The organism is Brucella sp. JSBI001 (assembly GCF_026014005.1).
GTDB lineage: Bacteria > Pseudomonadota > Alphaproteobacteria > Rhizobiales > Rhizobiaceae > Brucella > Brucella anthropi.
In genome coordinates this window covers 1824801-1842476 of the sequence record NZ_CP110339.1, presented here as the reverse complement: position 1 = coordinate 1842476, position 17676 = coordinate 1824801, and the positions used below count along the sequence as shown (strand labels likewise).

The following is a 17676-nucleotide window of genomic DNA, read 5'->3' as shown; positions in this document are numbered from 1 at the left end:
CTATGGAATGTTCGCCGGAAAGTCTCTCCGGCGAACTTGAAACTATGCAACCCGCAAACAATATGCTGTATTTTAGCTATTGAGGAAATTTTAAGCAGAAACTGTACTCAGCAAATCAATTCTCGATTGTAACGGAAAAATTCATTTTTCATTTGGTTTCTGCCTCTATCCCTTTACGACAGGGGGCTCGGGCGGAAAAGGTTGATCGAACCGCATTCACGCCTGAGCGGAAAAGGGCTGAAAATGGATACGCGGGGGCAAAGCAGCGAGAATGTGCCGCTGGCAGTCGATCTGGACGGAACTCTGGTTTCGACCGATCTGCTGTGGGAGGGTATTTTTCTTCTTTTGAAGAGGAACATCCTGTTCGTCTTCATGCTGCCGGTGTGGCTGTTCTCAGGCAAGGCATATCTCAAGCGACAGGTGGCTGAGCGCGTAACGCTCGATGCATCGCGACTTCCCTACCGAACCGAGTTTCTGGAATTTCTGCGTAGCGAACATGGGGCGGGGCGGACTTTGGTGCTGGCAACAGCTGCCGCTGAACCGATGGCTAGGGCTGTTGCGTCTGAGCTTGGGATTTTCAGTGCTGTCTATTCAACATCCGGTACGACCAATCTTTCGGCACAGCGCAAGGCTGATCTGCTTGTCGAGCACTATGGACGACAGGGATTCGACTATGCCGGAAATGATCGTGATGACCTGCCTGTTTTCGATGCAGCCCGACAGGCGATCGTTGTCGCACCTGATCGTGCAGCGGCACATTTCCAGAAGCAAACTGGTTGTGAACTTTTCAGTGCCGAAAAACCAACTATTCGAACCTATGCTCGTATGCTCCGCGTTCATCAGTGGCTAAAGAATCTGCTCGTCTTTGTCCCGGCCATTCTGGCGCATGACATAATGAAGCCAGACGTGTTGATTGCGACTTGCCTGGCATTCGTGGCCTTTTCTGCGGCATCGTCTGCGATCTATATCGTCAATGATATTGTCGATCTTCCGGTGGATCGAAGACATGTGCGAAAAAATCAGCGACCTTTTGCACACGGAAAGATATCCATTCCCTTTGGCCTAAGCGTTGCGGCCCTGTTGTTGCTTCTGACGGCTTTCGTCTGCCTTTTCCTTCCGCCCGCCTTTACGCTTGCAATCGTCACCTATCTGTTTTTCACGACCGCCTATACCTTCGCCTTGAAACGCATGTTGTTGGGAGACGTGATTTGCCTCGCGGGACTTTACAGCCTGCGGCTATTGGGAGGGTCGGCGGCTTCCTATATCCCGCCATCGTTCTGGCTGATGGCCTTTGCCATGTTCTTCTTTCTGTCGCTGGCGCTGGTGAAGCGTTATGTCGAACTGCAGGGCGCTACCGTGACAGAAAAGGACCGGATTTTGGGGCGAGGCTACCGTCCGGAAGATCGCGATATTGTCGGACAGTGTGGGGTCGCAGCCGCGTTTACCGCAGCGCTGGTTTTGGCACTCTATATCAATAGCGATGCCGTCAAGACGCTCTACACCTATCCCTGGCTGATATGGCCGCTCGGTCCGATCGTACTCTATATCAACGTGCGTGTGTGGATATTGGCGCATCGCGGCGACATGGATGACGACCCGGTCCTCTTCATTGCGAGGGATTGGCGCAGTCAGGTCGTCATCGCGCTTGGCGCGGTGCTGCTTCTTGTGGCTGGTATGCGCTGATGGAACAATCCTTCGACAGTTTCGGACGTATTAACCGGCGAAGCCGGCAATACCTTCCGCTGGAGAGACTGGAGACTGATTTCACGCGAGCCTTGCCCGGCGATGCAAGCCTGTTGCCATTCGGAAATGGTCGCTCCTACGGTGATAGCTGCCACAATGATATGGGCTTTCTCGTGCCCATGCAGGCGCGGAAAAAGATACTACACTTCGATCCAGATACGGGATTGCTGACGGCTGAGAGCGGCGTGTTTTTGAGTGAAATCGTCACCCATGTTACTCCGCATGGCTATTTCCTCCCTGTCACGCCGGGCACGCAGTTTGTGACGCTCGGCGGCGCCATTGCCAATGACGTGCATGGTAAAAACCATCACCGGCAGGGTACTTTCGGGTGTCATGTTGAAAGGCTGGAACTGCTTCGTTCGGACGGCGTCTACTACAGATGTTCCGATACGGAGCACATTGATCTGTTTCGGGCAACCATCGGTGGAATGGGACTAACCGGATTAATTCTTCGCGCAACGATCCGGCTCAAGCGGGTCGGCGGTCTCGATGTCGAGGAAAAGGTTCTGCCCTTCGCCAACCTTGATGCTTATTTTGATATGGCCGGGGTGGCCGATCATGAAAATGAATATGCTGTTGCCTGGGTCGATCAGCTCTCCGATGGCCGGGGCTTGCTGATGGTCGGTAATCATGTTGCCGCGCCGAATGGCTCTATTTCGATCGCTGGGCGGTTTGGCGTGCCGGTTGAATTGCCATTATCGCTGTTGAACAAGACAAGCCTGTCGCTTTTCAATGCGGCCTATTTCCAGCGCAAGAGGCGGCTGAAAACAGCGCGTATAGTGCCGTATCAAAGCTTCTTTTATCCACTCGACGGAGTGAGAAACTGGAACAGGCTTTACGGCCCGGCAGGGCTCTACCAGCATCAAAGTGTAATTCCGTTCGAAGCAGCCCGAAAGATCGTTCCAGCGATGCTTGAGGCAAGTCGCAATGCAGGACAGGTCTCCTTTCTGACGGTACTCAAGCGTTTTGGTTCGATGAAGTCTCCCGGTCTCATGTCATTTCCGATGCCGGGATATACGCTGACGATGGATTTCCCCAATCGTGGCCACACAACGCTGGAATTGCTGAACCGTCTGGACCAGATGACTGTTGAAGCCGGTGGCCGGGTCAATCCATATAAGGACCAAAGGATGAGCGCAGAGGTTTTTGCTGCAAGCTATCCGCGCTGGCGCGATTTCGAGGCCTTTCGCGACAAGGCTTTCAATTCCAATTTCTGGCGCCGGACCGCATTGATGCTCGGCGCTGCAGGTTAGGAAACGTGATGAAATATATTCCCTTCATCCTGTTCACAGTCATGACCAATGCTGCCGCGCAGTTGATGTTGAAATATGGCATGCTGACGCTCGGGCCGATCAGCTTTTCAGCCGAAACATTGATCCAGCGCATATTCCAGATTGTCTTCAATCCCTGGATTTTTGCCGGTTTGCTCACCTTCGTGATCTCGATGGCGTCGCATCTTTACGTGCTGTCGAAAGTGGATCTTTCGTTTGCCTATCCGTTCCTCAGTCTTGCCTATGTCGCGGTCGCTCTGTTCGCCTGGCTTTTGTTCAAGGAGGAACTTGGCGCCTACAAGATTGCGGGAATTGCGTTCATCTGCATCGGGACAGTGCTGATCGCACAAAGCGGCAAGCCGTCCGAACCGCAGGCGGAGACGCATGTGAACCAGCAGACACATAGTTGAACGGGGGCAGTACGATGAGACATGTAATCTTCGGTGGCGACGGTTTTGTCGGGCGCTATCTTGCTCCAAAGCTACTTGCCGATGGTTACGAGGTCCTTGTCGCGGATATCGTGAAAAGCGATCTGCCACACTATACTGATGCCGCTTTCATCGCGACTGATGTGACCGATCCGGAAGCAATCCGCAGGCTTGGTATCCGCGCAGACGACATGGTCTATAACCTGTCCGCCAAAATGCTTTCACCAATTCAGGTCCGGGCAAAGCGGCACGACTTCTTTTTTCCCGTCAATTATTACGGGACGGCGAACATCATCAAGGCGATGGATGTGGCTGGTGCCAACAAGCTCGTCCATTTCACCACCGATATGGTGTACGGGCACACCTATGTCTGGCCGCAGAAAGAAGACCATCCGTGCAAGCCGCTCGGTGAGTACGGCCTGTCAAAACTGAAAACCGAAGAACTCGCCATTGAATGGCGCGTGCGGGGCATGAATATCTCCCTGTTTCGTCCTCGTCTTATCATTGGACCGGGCCGTCTCGGCATTCTGGAAAAGCTGTTCAAGCTGATTGATTACAATTTGCCGGTGCCGATGATCGGCTCGGGCAGGAACCCTTACCAGTTCATTTCGGTGTTCGACTGTGCGGAGGCGGCACGTGCCGCTTTCAAGGCTGGTGTTCCAAACGAGGCCTATAATCTCGGCTCGCTCAATCCGCCTCCCGTCCGCAAACTGCTTGGTGATCTGATCAGCCATGCAGGTTCGAAATCTATTTTGTTGCCAACACCCGCCTGGGCGGTGAAACGCACGCTGGATCTGCTGGACTGGATGAACATGCCGATCATGGACCCGGAGCAATATCTGATTGCCGACGAAATGTGTGTTCTCGATGTCTCGAAGGGCGAGCGCGAGCTTGGCTGGATACCGCAATATCGTGATGAGGATATGCTGATCGCGGCTTACAGCGAATATCGCAAGAAAATCGGCGCGGCATCATCGGATGTGCGGGCTTCCGAAACGGCATAGAGGCAGAAATGAACAAGACCAATACAACGCCGAAGCCGAAGCTGTTGACGGTTGCCGAGGCGAAAGCGCTCGATCTGCCACGGATGACGGAGCTGTTTACCACTCACCTCAATCCAGGCCAGCTTCACTTCATGAAGCTGCTCGGCTTTCACAAGGTGAAGATCGAACGCGCTGAAGGCATGTATTATTATGATCAGAATGGGCGCGCCATTCTCGATTTTTTCGGCGGGTTCGGATCGCTGGCTTTTGGCCATAATCACCCGCGTATTCTCGAAGCACGGCGTCAGTTTCAGGAAGAAATGCGCCACGAGATTGCAATCGCCTTCATGTCGCAATATGCGGCCGCTCTTGCTTATGACATTGCGGCTTGCTCGCCGGGAGATCTCGACATGGTGTTTCTGGGGTCTTCCGGTTCTGAGGCGATGGAAGCCGCGATCAAGGTCGCAGAGCGCGCCGCAGGTCCTAAAAAGCCCAAGATCGTCTATGCGGAAAATTCGTTCCATGGCAAAACGAAGGGTGTTCTGTCCATCACTGATGGCGGGCTATATCGTGGCGAATTCAAGCTGGTCGATAACACCGTTCGGGTTCCCTTCGGTGACATTGCAGCCATTGAAAATGCGTTTCGCTCTGACCCCGAGATCGGGGTGATTGTGCTTGAAACGGTGCAAGGTGGTGGCGGTATCATTCAAACTGATGCACAGTTCTGGCAAAAGTTGCGAAGCCTTTGCGACCAGTATGGTGTGATCTGGGTTGCCGATGAAGTGCAATGTGGGTTGGGACGAACCGGGAAATTCTATGCTTTCGAGCATTATGGCGTCATGCCGGATGTCACCGCACTGGCGAAGTCGCTTGGCGGTGGAAAGACCGCAATGGCCGCCATGATCGCGCGGCGCGACGTCTACATGAAGGCTTACGGCACGCCCAAGACGGCGATGATCCATGCGATGGCGACTTTTGGCGGGATTGGCGAAGCCTGCGTTACGTCGATTGAAGCTCTGAACGTTCTTTACGACGAGCATCTGATTGATAACGCAGCCGATGTCGGGGAATATCTTCTGGATCGGCTGCACGAACTGCAGAGCCGCTATCCTGCGCTTTTGAAAGATGTGCGCGGGAAGGGGATGATGGTGGGGCTGGAGTTCCATGATTTTTCCCAGACGATGCCGGTCGTGCTGCGACCAGTCCTGGCAATGCTTGATGAAAAACTGAAAGGTTCACTTCCCGGCTTTATTGGCAGCCATCTGCTGCGCGATCATGGGGTTCTGGTCGCCTTTACTGAATATAATCGAAACGTCATCCGTCTTGAGCCGCCGCTGATCTGCGGGCGGGAGCATGTGGACGCATTCATCAAGGCGCTGGATGAGGTCCTTTCACGCGGCATCGTCCGGATTGTGCGGGATTTCGTCAAGGCTCAGATCAAATGAGCCGTTTCTGATTACGGGATAAAGCCGGGGCGAAGCAGCAAATCCCAACAGGGGTTCAAAGCGACGACGGCGCGATCCTGCAGTGCTTCGGCATATATTTTCTGCAAGGCAAGACGATTGGTCGTCGTCGGACATTTCGGGCGCAATATGCCGTCTGTTGCTTCTACGGCAGCCTTCGTTTCCTTGGATAACGCCGGGACAGTGCGGAAGGGGTCGGCGCCGATCTGGATATGCCGTGTCGCATCGCGATCCAATATCCATGCAAACGGATTGACGAAGTCGAGCGACATGATGCTTTGCAGGCGAACGTTGTTCCGGGTCTCGAAGGATTTCAGATCCTTCACCATCCGGTTTGCAGAAACGAGCCAGTAGACCTGGAAATCGATTTCTGAATAAAGCTGCCAGCTAGGTAGTTGGCCTTGCGCTGCCAGCGCGTCATAGGCTGCATTGTTTTCCGGGTAGTGGGTTTCGAAAAGCTCTGCCCGCTGCAGGAAATCGGGCCGGGTCAACACCTGCCCGAGGTTCTTCAGTTCCGGGAAGGACGGTTGCACATAAGTCGGGGCTACGGCAACGGCGCGCAGGGTACGGTGCGCAACCTTGGTGAATGTCGGGAGGGCACAGAAGGCAGCGAGCACGACGAAGGCGATTTTGAGCTTCTCGGTGCCGGCTTTTATCCGCTGAAAAATCATAAGCAGGATGGGCCAAAGGAATATGAATTCCTGATTTCCGGTGTTCTGTGTCTCAAGGATGATGCCACCCAGAAGCCCAACGGCGAGCCAGACCGAACTCCGGTCGAAAAAGCGATTGTGTTTGCCGGAATGGAACTGTTCATTCCAGAAAAGAATGAGAACAAGGATCGTCGCTGGCAGAATGACGTCCAGCTTCAACGATATGACGGTCAGGAAACGCGGCAGCAGGGCTTCTTCGTTCAGGGCGATCAATGAGGCGATATCGCGAATATATCCGCCGATAATCCCATTGTACAATTCAAGGACGAACAGAAATGCAACGGTAATGGCGGCGGCCAGCAGAACGTTGCGTATAGAGATTCGTCCAGCGAGAAGTGCCGCAAGCCCGAACAGTCCACCTGCAAGAAAGCCCGTGACCTTCATCAAGAACAAGGCGAGCATCACTGCCGCACAAAACAGCGCGAGCTTTGCGCCGTTTCGCATAAACAGCAATCCGCACATCAGCACGTAGAGCAAAAGCGATGTATGGCGGTTATAAATGCCAAACCCATCCAGTCCGGGGTAGGGATAAAAGCTTTGTGTATTGGCCGGAAAGATTGCGAAAACTAGAAATGGAACAAGGATCAGAAATCCGGTTATTCGATTATGGGGGGGAAGCTCTGTCAGTACCCATGCCATCAGAGGGGCTGCAACGACCAATATTGACCATTGAACGAGCAAAAGCGGTTGTGCCTGTGGGAACAGGGAGTGTCCCCATGCAAAAAGATAGTAGCCAAGCGGTCCGACAGGCGTGGAAAAGTCTACACCGGGAATCTGGTCCATTCTTATGCGCTGGGCTGCGTCGAAGTAGATGTAGCTGTCCCAGTACATTGGCCCAATGGGGGCATTGAGCCTGAATGACAGAAGCGCGATCAGCAGAACGAGAACAAAACCTAGCCAGAGCATAGGCGCGCATAGCAGCGTCGGTCTGGCCGATTTGAAGGTCGTGCTGAAGAACATGGAACCCCGCTCCCTCGTGCATCACGCGCAGAAATTACCTGCAAACCCTTAAAACTACTGAAATAGCTACAGGCTCACCTGATTGGGCACAAATTTCCGATATGTGTGAAGAGCTTTCCAGAAAAGAGAGCGCCCACTGCACTGGGAGGAGGAATGTGCAGTGGGCGGATCTATAAAGCGCGATTGGGAGGAGGAGTATCGCGCTTTGGGTTCGGTTTTTGGGAGGAGGAGTAAAACCGAACAAGCCCAAGATAGGAATAAGGGCCGCTGCATACAAGGGGCAACGCTGCAATGCAGATATGCATTTTTGGGTAGCTAAAAAAGAAACCGCCCCGCAGCGGTCTAGCGCGCTGGGGCGGTACTCCCTCCTCCAAGTGAGAGGAACAATAACCGTGCTCATGGAGAAAGCAACCCCTTAATAAAACTCTATAACTTTCAGAAAATACTGAAATTTGTGTAGGGTTATTGGGTGATAGTCATTCAGGTTCCATCCGGTACAAGAGCATTTTAATTGCACTGCAGGACTGAACTATACCCGATCTTTAATAGTGTTTAGTCGAACAGTTGCAGACGCGGAAAAGTTCGTTGAGATAGGTTTCTCAACCATTGGCTGATATTGTTCACCAGATTTTCAAGTGTGCGTGCAGATTGTCTATTTATTTTCGTCAAAGCTGTGAGTAAGTTCTTCTATCTTCTTCGATTGGGGGCTTTCGGGGGAGATATGCCGCCTCAGCGCGTTCATTCGCTGCGAGGCGGTTTTCATTTGGATCTGTTGAAAGTGCATATCAGCAATGCAAGCTTGTTGATTGAGTAGGCCGGCTGAACGGGTTATTAAAAAAAACGTCCGGTTCACTCCTCCTCCCAAGAACCGGACCCAAAGCGCGATACTCCTCCTCCCAATCGCGCTTACAGATTAAGCCCACAACGTTCTCCTCCTCCCGAGCGTTGTGGGCTTTTCTATATTCTACTCACGTAATTTTTCAGGCTGGAACGTATTGTTAGTTCCAGAATCGGAGCTAACGTTCCATTTTCCCTGTGCGTGCACTCCTGAGAGCTCGCCCGCCTCGCGCCCCTAAGCCCCCCGCCCAAACGCGAGGCGGTTCCTTTGAGCGGAACCTTCCAGAAGATTTATATTTCAGTGTTTCCGTCAGGGATTATTCCCACTGAATAAAGCTGCGTTCGAAGAGGAATGAAAGCGATCAGAAAGATCGCTGTTGCTTCGTTGGGTTATACTCATTTGCTGCGTCGGCTAGGTTGGCTGATAGGGCGTGTGAAGATTCCTCATGGCGCAGATTGTTCATGGAATTCTTGACGCAGTGTCGACAATACCAGAAACTGATTTAGTTGATCTGCAATTCCGGAACAATTAGAAGAAATATACTTTAAAAAGAATCGGATAAGGTTCGGCAGCTTTCCACTTGCTACAAGTTATTCTGATTTTTGGCTAAATAAAAATATATTATAAAATTATAATACATTACGTAGCGTCATATTTGATTGGAAATTAATTTTATATTTTCTGCGTTGTCTTCTGTGGATGGGTGAAGAAACGATGATTATCGATCCTGATATCCGTTTACAATCAAGAATAAGCTGAGTCGTTTCCAGGCTGGAGGCGCTTTCGGCTGTTCAGGTGGGCACAATGTTGCGTTCTGTGTCTGGAGGCTAATGCCTCGTCGATAGTTATGCTTTGATCGTCAAAAGGGACCGGCCGCTTCAGCAATGGGGGCGTTCTGGCTTCAGAAATTAACCATCTGTTAACCATTGCGCATATAGACCGGATAAACCGTTTTTTAACCAAGATGAATCAAGTGCTAACACAGTCTCGTCCAATCCGTTTGAAAGGGAGATCCTTTCTTGCGCTGGTACTCTCGCCTGAACTGCCGCTCGATGGCTGGCTCGACAAGCTGGACGATCTTGCAGCCCGTTCCGTGGGTTTCTTTCTGAATCGCCCGATCGTTCTCGATCTGGAGAACGTTTCGATCGAGCGTCCGCAATTGGTTCAATTGCTTGAGGATTTGGTTAAACGTGGTGTCTGGATCACGGGCTTTGAAAATGCGCGGCCCTCTCTGCTGGGGCCAGGCATGCCGCCAGCGATGCGTGGCGGACAACCTGCCGCAGATTTCGACCCGGAGATCACAGAACCGAAGTCGCAGGAGCGCACTCCGGTGGCACCCGCATCGGTACAACTCGTCAAGGCCGTTCCGTCCATGGTGGTTACCGAGCCGGTAAGGTCTGGTCAGTCGGTCTACTTTCCGGACGGCGATGTAACGATTGTTGGTTCTGTAGCGTCCGGTGCGGAAGTGGTGGCTGGTGGCTCGATCCACGTTTATGGCGCGCTGCGCGGTCGTGCGATGGCTGGGACAGCCGGAAATGCCGATGCGCGCATTTTCTGTCGCAAGATGGAGGCAGAACTCGTTGCCATCGATGGTCTTTACAAGACGGCCGAAGACATGGAGAGCCGATTGCGCGGACAGGCAGTCCAGCTCTGGCTCGACGGCGATTATATGATGGCCGAAACGCTAAACTAGCATGTTTCCCAAACGGCCGAACAGCCTTGGGAAAATGCTGGTCCAGACAAATTGTCAGGGCACTTTTGAGTGCTGAAAAAGAAAAGCAGAGCATTTCATATCCCGGGTAACGAATGCTCTGGAGGCGCGCGGGAGATACAGGAGACAAATATGGCAAAAGTGATTGTTGTAACTTCCGGTAAGGGTGGCGTTGGCAAAACGACATCAACCGCTGCAATCGGCGCTGCGCTGGCGCAACGCGGTGAGAAGACAGTCGTTATCGACTTCGATGTTGGTCTGCGTAACCTTGACCTCGTCATGGGGGCTGAACGTCGCGTCGTGTTCGATCTGGTTAATGTCATTCAGGGTGACGCAAAGCTTCCGCAGGCTTTGATCCGCGACAAGCGCCTTGAGACACTGTATCTGCTGCCTGCCTCCCAGACGCGCGATAAGGATAACCTGACCACTGATGGCGTCGACCGCGTCATGGAAGATCTCAAGAAGGAGTTCGACTGGATCATTTGCGATAGCCCCGCCGGGATCGAACGCGGTGCCACACTCGCCATGCGTCATGCGGATATGGCTGTGGTTGTCACGAATCCTGAAGTGTCGTCTGTGCGCGATTCCGACCGTATCATCGGTCTGCTGGATGCCAAGACACTCAAGGCCGAACGTGGCGAACGTGTGGAAAAGCATCTCTTGCTGACCCGTTATGACCCGGTACGCGCCGAGCGCGGCGACATGCTGAAGGTTGATGACGTTCTCGAAATTCTGTCCATTCCGCTTCTGGGTATTATTCCGGAAAGCCAGGACGTTCTGCGGGCATCCAATATTGGTTCCCCCGTAACGCTCGCCGATCAGCGCAGTGCGCCTGCATTGGCTTATCTCGACGCAGCCCGCCGCCTTGCCGGCGAAGAAGTGCCGATGACTGTTCCATCCGAAAAGCGCGGCCTTCTTGGTAAACTTTTCGGAAGGAGAGCGGCATGAGCCTGTTTCGTTTCTTCAGCAAGCCTGCCTCCGCGCCGCAAGCGCGCGAACGGTTGCAGGTTCTGCTCGCCCATGAAAGGGCGTCACACGAACATTCCGATCTTGTTGCGGTATTGCGGGAGGAAATTCTCGCCGTTATCGCCAAGCATATCCAGATTGATCGCGACAAGGTCAGCGTGAAAATGGATCGAGGTGACCAGATGTCGACGCTCGAAGTCGATATCGAGCTTCCGTTGAAAACAAAAGCGAAGGTGCGGGCAGCCTGATTAAAGCACAATCCAACGGGAGTGAAACGAAGGTCGATAAGATTATGCTTACAATAGAAAAGGTTAGAGCGCCGATCTGATTTAATCGGATCGAAATGCATTCTAACACCAGTCTTGCGGATAGCCAGAAAGATGGAGGGAAAACCATGAACCGCGGTGCACTTCTCACCAGATTGAAGGAGCTTCAGGAGCTTCCAAAGTTTCAGAAGCGGGATATCTGTACCATAAGCGCTTTCCTGCAGCTTGAGGCACTGGCTGAACATGTCAGAGTCTGCGAAGAGGCAGCGGGCGTTGCACAAACGGGGCAGGATCATTGATCCTGCCTTTTCCTTGTAGGATTGAGCTTTCCTGAACACTCATAGCGTGTGTTCTCGGCAGATCAAGATTGTTGCGTGTTTACGGCACGGCGAAAAACATCTGCAAATAGCAGCCGAGAAAGGCAAGGGCGATCAGCGCCACGATGAGGAACAGGAGCTTCATGCATCATGCATCGCTCAATCGCTGTTCACGTTCAAGAAAACAGATGGTGATTGACGGCAATGGTACAAAAAATATTGCTTCATCCCATTGTTTCCATGTGTTTTTCGAATTGGCGGCTTTCCTCATTTGTTTGAGATAGGCGCAAGCTCCTGTCGTGCCGTCGTCAAAACCGTCTGTGTCAGGCTTGCGAGCCTGTCGGCCGCAAGGCGGTTGACCTGCCAGAACAGGGGAATATCCAGCGGCGTATCCGGGATGAGTTCCACCAGTTTGCCCGACTGCAAATGGTCACCGACCAACTGCACCGGATTCATCCCCCATCCCATGCCTGACAGGCTTGCCTCGACAAAAGCCTGTGTCGAGGGAAGCCAATGTGTCGGGCATGCTATATCGGTTCGGAGGGCAGTGCGCACCCACTGATCCTGCAATCTGTCCTTTTGGTTGAACGTCAGTGCCGGCGCTTTGGCAATAGCATCGTGGGTTATTCCGTCTGGAAAGTGGCGAGCGATGAATTCCGGTGATGCCGTGGCGCGATATTGAAGGATACCAAGCGGGGTTAGACGACAGCCTTGAACTGGTTTTGATAAAGAAGTCACGGCGGCTACGACACGCCCGCGCTGCAGCCATTCGGCAGTGTGATCCTGATCGTCGACCGCAATGTTGAAAAGATATTCCGCTGTCGTGCTGAAATGCGAGATTGCTTTCAGAAACCACGTGCCCAGACTATCAGCGTTGGTCGCTATATGAAGCGTTACGCGCTGTGCAGTATTTTCGCTTCCGGACAGTCCAGGCAACTCTGCCAGAAGTTCGCGTTCGAGCATGCCTACCTGCTCGATATGCCGGCACAACCAGTCTCCTTTTTCGGTCGCCGTGCAAGGAGAGCCTCGCTCAATGAGTACTGCGCCAAGCCGCTCTTCGAGATGTTTGACACGTTGCGAGATTGCTGACGGAGTGACGTTCAACGCTCGTGCGGCTTTCTCAAAACTGCCCGTCTGAACCACCATCGCCACTGCTCTCAAGGCGGAGTAGTCGATCATTAGAATTCCTAAACTGAAGTTATTAAGTTTAATTATTCTAATCCTATAGCATTTGGTATCCAAGTGCCAACTTACTCCCAGATGGCGACCATTTATGAACACTTCAATCTACGTAACCGGCTTTACCATGGGCCTCACCCTCATTGTCGCGATTGGTGCACAAAACGCTTTCGTTCTGCGGCAGGGTTTACGCGATGAGCATGTGTTCGCCGTCAGCCTGGCTTGTGCCGTATCGGATGCCATCCTGATCCTGATAGGTGTGACAAGCTTCCAGAAGATCGCTGCCATCATGCCTGCGCTTGATCCCATCATGCGATATGGCGGTGCAGCTTTTCTGATCTGGTATGGTGCGCGAAGCCTTTACTCCGCTTTCACCTCGTCAGCGGTTCTGGCCACTGCGAACGGGGCGTCCGTGAGCCTCACCAAGACGCTTGCAACCTGTCTGGCACTGACATGGCTCAATCCGCATGTCTATCTGGATACTGTCGTGCTGCTCGGAACGATTTCTACGCAGTTTCCCGGTTTGGAAACGTCGTTCGCGGCGGGGGCTATCACCGCATCCTTCGTGTTTTTCTTTTCGCTTGGCTTCGGTGCCCGCTGGCTGCGCCCGATCTTTGCCCGCCCGTCGTCATGGCGCATTCTTGAAGGCGTCATTGCCGTTACGATGTGGTCTATCGCGCTGAAGCTCGTGACCGGCGTGTAACGATCTCAGGCTATCCAAACTAAAAAGCCGGATGCGTTTACTGCATCCGGCTTTTTAGTTTTTGGAAGAACACACCTAGAGGCCCATAGCCTTCAATTCCTGAAGCGGAGGGATCGTTTCGTACATAACAGGATCGAGGCGGTCCCATATGATTCCGCAGGTTGGCTTGTGCGGGTCCTTCACCTCTATTGTGCGGGTGGGTGTGAAAATCACGTCCGCGACGGTGTCATAGACATCCGGCGTGAGCTTTTCGCTCAGAACCTGACAGTCGTGTACGACAGCGGCAGCAGGCGTCGCTGCAGTGATGCGGCCCAGACGGTAAAGCATACCCCATTCGGCATCGAAGAAGCCATGCCCTTTGCCGAAGCGTACGCCCTCGAGATTGATCGCGCCGGTGCCGGTGACCATGTAATCGACGACTGGCATAGCCGAGATATCTTTCAGCGTGACCGGCTGTCCCACACGCTCCATGCCGTCGAGCGTCGAGGCGTAAAGATAATAATCCGGCGAAATCAGCTTCGGATCGAGAACCCAGAAGCCGCGCTTGATGGAATATGTGGTTATCAGAACGGTCTTGCCGTCTTTCAAAGCCTGAAGACGCAGGCGGTCGAGACAATTATCGGGCGTAATGAAGATGAAATCTGCATTCTGATAATAATGATGGCTTGTCAGCCGGGCTACCGCATCCTCTCCACCTTCAAAATCTGCGATGAACTCGCCGAAGTCGAAATGGAAACGGCTATCCGGGACAGCAACCTTGCGCAACTCGCTCCACACACGTTCGCGAACGGAAGCTTTGTGATCGGTGATTTCCATGGGGACTCCTTGCATTTTAGTCTGCCGGGCTCATGCCGCGGCGTGCGAGCACCTGGCGCTCGCAGAGGGCTACGATTTGATAGAAAATGACGGACAGCATCACGGACACCACGGCAACGGCCCAGATCATGCCGTAGTCGAGATAGCCGCGTGACTGGTTGAGAAGGTTTCCGAGCCCCGTACCCGTTGCCAGCCATTCTGCAATCATGACGCCGAGCAAAGCGCGCGGTACGGCAAGGCGAATGGCAGCGAAGAGATAGGGTAGGGAGGCGGGCACGGATACCAGACGGATTTGGGTCCAGATGCTGGCGCCATAGGCGCGGGGCACATCCAGTGCGGCACGAGGAACCAGTGCCATACCCTGAGCCATAGTCACGAAGGCAGGGAAGAATGTGACCGAGACTGTAATCCAGAGGATGACGGACGGGCCGCGTCCCAATAACAAAACGAGCAGGGGGGTCAGGGCAACGAGTGGCATTGTCTGCGTGACAAGGGCGACAGGCATGAAGCCGCGCACGATGGCAGGCTTGGCGACTGAGGCGATAGCGAGCGCAAAGGCGAAAAGGATGCCTGCTGCCATGCCAAGAAAGGTAAGCGGCAAAGTCTGTGAAAGCGCTGTCAGCAATTTTGCCTGTGCGGGAGCTGCAGACGGAGCGAGGAAAAGATAGTCGAACAGTCCGGCTGGTGTCTTGGCAATCATGGCCGGTGTTCCCATGAAAACGAGCAGCAGCCACCATAAGACGAACGGAAGCGCGATCGAACAAATGACGAGAATAAAGTTTAGGCCGCGAGAGTCGCGCGGGGCAGTGTTTGGAGCGTTGGCTGGGACGGTGATGGCCTTGGTGCTGCCAGTCAGCATTTTTGCAAGAATGGAAAAGAGCGCATAGGCCAATCCTGCGAGCAAGGTAGCGCACAGACCGATACCCCAGAGCCGGGTCGGTTCTGCTCGCCCGAGAGAACCGATCAGATAGGCGCCGAGACCGAAACGCCCACCGCCACCAAACTCAGCCAGAATGGAGCCTAGAACCGCATTGGGAGCGGCAATACGCAGGCCGGCAAGGATTGACGGCAGAGCGGATCGCAATTGGGCCAGACGCAGCACTTTCCATCGGTTGCCACCATAGGCACGAACAATATCCACCATACGGCGGTCCGTCTGGCTGATGCCAGTCACGGTGGCGGCCATGGTGATGAAATAACAACCAAGTGCCGCCAGCGTGATACGCGGTGTCATTCCTGAAAAAGTCAGAACCAGAATAGGCGAGATGGCAATTGGAGGCAGTGCAAAAATCGCGATGTTGACGCCCCGACCCAGTTTCGCGGCAGCTGGAAAGAGGGCGAACAGAATGCCTGCAGCTACGGCAACAAGGTTTCCGATGACAAAGCCAGCACCGGCGCCCTGAAGTGTCGCTAGTATATGAGCTGGATAATCGGCACGGTCGATCCACAGACGGGCCAGGACCGCCGAAGGTGCTGGCAAGGCGCCGCCTGCAATCAGGGAAAAGCGGCCACACATCTCCCAGGCTGCAATGAGGATGACCCAGTTGCGCAAGGTGGAGAGATGGGTTGATGGCTTCATGTCAGCCATGCAAAGCCTCCGCGACGGCGTCCTCCAGCGCATGGAATTGCGATGTGCTGAATATTTCGGGGCTGCGTGGGCGTTCCAGCGGAATATTGATGATCTTCGCGATGCGTCCGGGGCGACTGTGCATCACCACGATCCGGTCGGCGAGGAAAACCGCTTCGTCTATGCCATGGGTGACAAGCAGGGTGGTGGCCTTGCTTTCAAGCCATATGCGTTGAAGCTCAATGTTCATCTGGCGGCGCAATATCTGGTCGAGTGCGCCGAAAGGCTCGTCGAGAAACAGAACGCGCGGATCGGTGACCAGAGAGCGAGCAATTGCCACACGCTGGCGCATGCCGCCGGAAAGCTCACCCGGAAGAGCTTTTTCGAAGCCTTTGAGGCCAACAAGGGCGATCAATTCGGCAATCCGGTCGGTCTTTGTCGAACGAGACAGGCCAAGCACATCCAACGGCAAGGCAATATTGTCTTCGACATTGCGCCAAGGCATGAGCGCCGCATCCTGAAAAGCCACACCGGTCAGTCCGGCCTTTGCGGCCTCTACAGGGCTTTTGCCCATGACTGAAATCGAGCCGTTATCAGGCTGATCGAGACCGAGTGCCAGCCGCAACATGGTCGACTTGCCACAACCGGACGGTCCGATGAGTGCAGTGAACGAGCCGGTCGGGCATTCGAGCGAGACATCGGATAGTGCAATTACGTTCGTGCCGCGCCCCGAAAAGGAGCGCGTCACATTTTCAAGTTTGATCCCGGACATATCAGGCATCAAATCTCTTCAAGAAGCGTTGTGTCGAAATGATCGCGCTTGGCGGCGATGCCAATCGTACCGAGCGCCTTGATCGTGTTCTCGATGGCTTCTTCGCTCATGGAGAATACACCATTCGGCGTCTCGATCAGCGGCTTCTGCGCCGTGTTGAAATAGACTTCGTTTTCGATCGAGCGGCCGGTGCCCTTGAACCAGCTGTCGGCAAATTTTGGTGGGTAGGCTGCCGGGTCCTTGAGGTTTTCATCCCAGCCCTTGCGGCTTGCGCGAAGGAAAGCAACGAGATCCTTGCGCTTTGTCTTGAGTGTTTCTTCCGTAACGACAACCGTATCGTTGAAGATCGTAAAGCCAAAATCATAGAGCAGGAAGGAAACTGCTTCTTCGCCAGCCTGCTTGATGGTGAAAGGAACATTGGTCGTAAAATCGAGTGAAGCGTCGATTTCACCCTTGATGAGCGGCGTCGGATCATAGGCGTAAGGAACGATGTTGACTTGAGAAGGCTCTATGCCCGAAATCTTCAGCATGGCTTCAACCGAGATGACGTTGACCGGCGGCACAGCCAGCGTTTTGCCGATCAGGTCCTTTGGCTCCCTGATCGGGTTCTTGGCCAGCGAAATAATACCGATTGGGTTCTTCTGATACTGGGCGCCGATGATTTTGAAAGGCGCACCCTGTTCGACGATGGCCTTGATCGTCGTGTCGGGGGTGGTGAGGGTCAGATCGGCCTTGCCCGCGATGATCGTGCTTTCCGGAATGACGTCGGGACCACCGGAGATATAGTTCAGGTCGAGGCCTTCTTCGCGATAGAAGCCCTTGTCGACTGCAATGAAATAGCCGCTGAATTCCGCGTCATTGATCCAGGAAGCCTGAAAGTTGAATGGTGTATCCGCAGAGGCAAAACGGCTCATGGCTGGCAGAGCGGCTGCGGCGCCCATCAGTCCGAGAAAACGACGGCGATCCAGGGCAATATTCATTGA

The 17676-nt window shown here is 53.7% G+C and carries 16 protein-coding genes; 10 read left to right on the top strand and 6 right to left on the bottom strand.

Annotation, left to right across the window (positions count from 1 at the left end; all coding sequences use genetic code 11):
• The first annotated feature begins 243 nt into the window (after positions 1 to 243).
• Genes LJ361_RS08745 through LJ361_RS08725 form a run of 5 tightly spaced genes read left to right on the top strand, consistent with a single transcriptional unit; the run spans position 244 to position 5870 of the window.
• A complete protein-coding gene (locus LJ361_RS08745; RefSeq protein WP_264813588.1) occupies positions 244 to 1683 on the top strand; it encodes a UbiA family prenyltransferase in 1440 nt (479 codons plus the stop codon).
• Entirely contained in the window at positions 1683 to 2996 is a 1314-nt protein-coding gene (locus tag LJ361_RS08740) for an FAD-binding oxidoreductase (RefSeq protein ID WP_264813346.1), read from the top strand. Before LJ361_RS08745 ends, LJ361_RS08740 begins: the two co-directional genes overlap by 1 nt.
• Positions 2997 to 3004: 8 nt before the next feature.
• Entirely contained in the window at positions 3005 to 3424 is a 420-nt protein-coding gene (locus tag LJ361_RS08735; RefSeq protein ID WP_010660930.1) for an EamA family transporter, read from the top strand.
• A 14-nt stretch (positions 3425 to 3438) separates the two neighbouring features.
• Complete coding sequence (locus LJ361_RS08730; RefSeq protein WP_264813344.1) at positions 3439 to 4446, top strand: NAD-dependent epimerase/dehydratase family protein; 1008 nt, start codon at positions 3439 to 3441, stop codon at positions 4444 to 4446.
• Positions 4447 to 4454: 8 nt separating this feature from the next.
• Positions 4455 to 5870: an aspartate aminotransferase family protein gene (locus LJ361_RS08725; RefSeq protein ID WP_264813343.1), complete on the top strand. Its 1416-nt coding sequence runs from the start codon at positions 4455 to 4457 to the stop codon at positions 5868 to 5870.
• An 11-nt stretch (positions 5871 to 5881) separates the two neighbouring features.
• Here LJ361_RS08725 and LJ361_RS08720 read toward each other — a convergent pair whose 3' ends face one another.
• Positions 5882 to 7558, bottom strand: a complete 1677-nt coding sequence (locus LJ361_RS08720; protein ID WP_264813342.1) for a hypothetical protein — start codon at positions 7556 to 7558, stop codon at positions 5882 to 5884.
• Between the two features lie 1802 nt (positions 7559 to 9360).
• On the opposite strand from LJ361_RS08720, the gene minC reads away from it, so the two are divergent.
• The 4 genes from minC (at position 9361) to LJ361_RS08700 (ending at position 11638) form a co-directional block, all read left to right on the top strand.
• The gene (gene minC, locus LJ361_RS08715; protein ID WP_010660935.1) at positions 9361 to 10089 is read left to right on the top strand and encodes a septum site-determining protein MinC; all 729 of its coding nucleotides are present in this window, start codon (positions 9361 to 9363) and stop codon (positions 10087 to 10089) included.
• Positions 10090 to 10239: 150 nt separating this feature from the next.
• Positions 10240 to 11055, top strand: coding sequence for a septum site-determining protein MinD (gene minD, locus LJ361_RS08710; RefSeq protein WP_010660936.1), 816 nt, complete (start codon positions 10240 to 10242; stop codon positions 11053 to 11055).
• The gene (gene minE / locus LJ361_RS08705) at positions 11052 to 11321 is read left to right on the top strand and encodes a cell division topological specificity factor MinE (protein ID WP_006468449.1); all 270 of its coding nucleotides are present in this window, start codon (positions 11052 to 11054) and stop codon (positions 11319 to 11321) included. Before minD ends, minE begins: the two co-directional genes overlap by 4 nt.
• 146 nt (positions 11322 to 11467) lie before the next feature.
• On the top strand, positions 11468 to 11638 hold the full coding sequence (locus LJ361_RS08700; protein ID WP_010660937.1) for a hypothetical protein: 171 nt from the start codon (positions 11468 to 11470) through the stop codon (positions 11636 to 11638).
• A 285-nt stretch (positions 11639 to 11923) separates the two neighbouring features.
• Here the strand turns inward: LJ361_RS08700 and LJ361_RS08695 are convergent, their stop codons facing one another.
• The gene (locus LJ361_RS08695; protein WP_011982706.1) at positions 11924 to 12835 is read right to left on the bottom strand and encodes a LysR family transcriptional regulator ArgP; all 912 of its coding nucleotides are present in this window, start codon (positions 12833 to 12835) and stop codon (positions 11924 to 11926) included.
• Between the two features lie 94 nt (positions 12836 to 12929).
• On the opposite strand from LJ361_RS08695, the gene LJ361_RS08690 reads away from it, so the two are divergent.
• The gene (locus tag LJ361_RS08690) at positions 12930 to 13538 is read left to right on the top strand and encodes a LysE/ArgO family amino acid transporter (RefSeq protein ID WP_011982707.1); all 609 of its coding nucleotides are present in this window, start codon (positions 12930 to 12932) and stop codon (positions 13536 to 13538) included.
• Positions 13539 to 13613: 75 nt separating this feature from the next.
• Here the strand turns inward: LJ361_RS08690 and LJ361_RS08685 are convergent, their stop codons facing one another.
• From LJ361_RS08685 to LJ361_RS08670, 4 genes are read right to left on the bottom strand one after another with little or no spacing between them, the layout of a single operon-like run.
• The gene (locus LJ361_RS08685; RefSeq protein ID WP_010660940.1) at positions 13614 to 14354 is read right to left on the bottom strand and encodes a 5-formyltetrahydrofolate cyclo-ligase; all 741 of its coding nucleotides are present in this window, start codon (positions 14352 to 14354) and stop codon (positions 13614 to 13616) included.
• 16 nt (positions 14355 to 14370) lie between these two features.
• The gene (locus LJ361_RS08680; RefSeq protein ID WP_029928019.1) at positions 14371 to 15942 is read right to left on the bottom strand and encodes an ABC transporter permease; all 1572 of its coding nucleotides are present in this window, start codon (positions 15940 to 15942) and stop codon (positions 14371 to 14373) included.
• Positions 15935 to 16702, bottom strand: coding sequence for an ABC transporter ATP-binding protein (locus tag LJ361_RS08675; protein ID WP_029928018.1), 768 nt, complete (start codon positions 16700 to 16702; stop codon positions 15935 to 15937). The genes LJ361_RS08680 and LJ361_RS08675 overlap by 8 nt, the downstream gene beginning before the upstream one ends.
• Positions 16702 to 17673 carry an ABC transporter substrate-binding protein gene (locus LJ361_RS08670; RefSeq protein ID WP_010660943.1) on the bottom strand — a complete coding sequence of 324 codons (972 nt, stop codon included), beginning with the start codon at positions 17671 to 17673 and terminating at the stop codon, positions 16702 to 16704. The genes LJ361_RS08675 and LJ361_RS08670 overlap by 1 nt, the downstream gene beginning before the upstream one ends.
• Positions 17674 to 17676 lie beyond the last annotated feature (3 nt).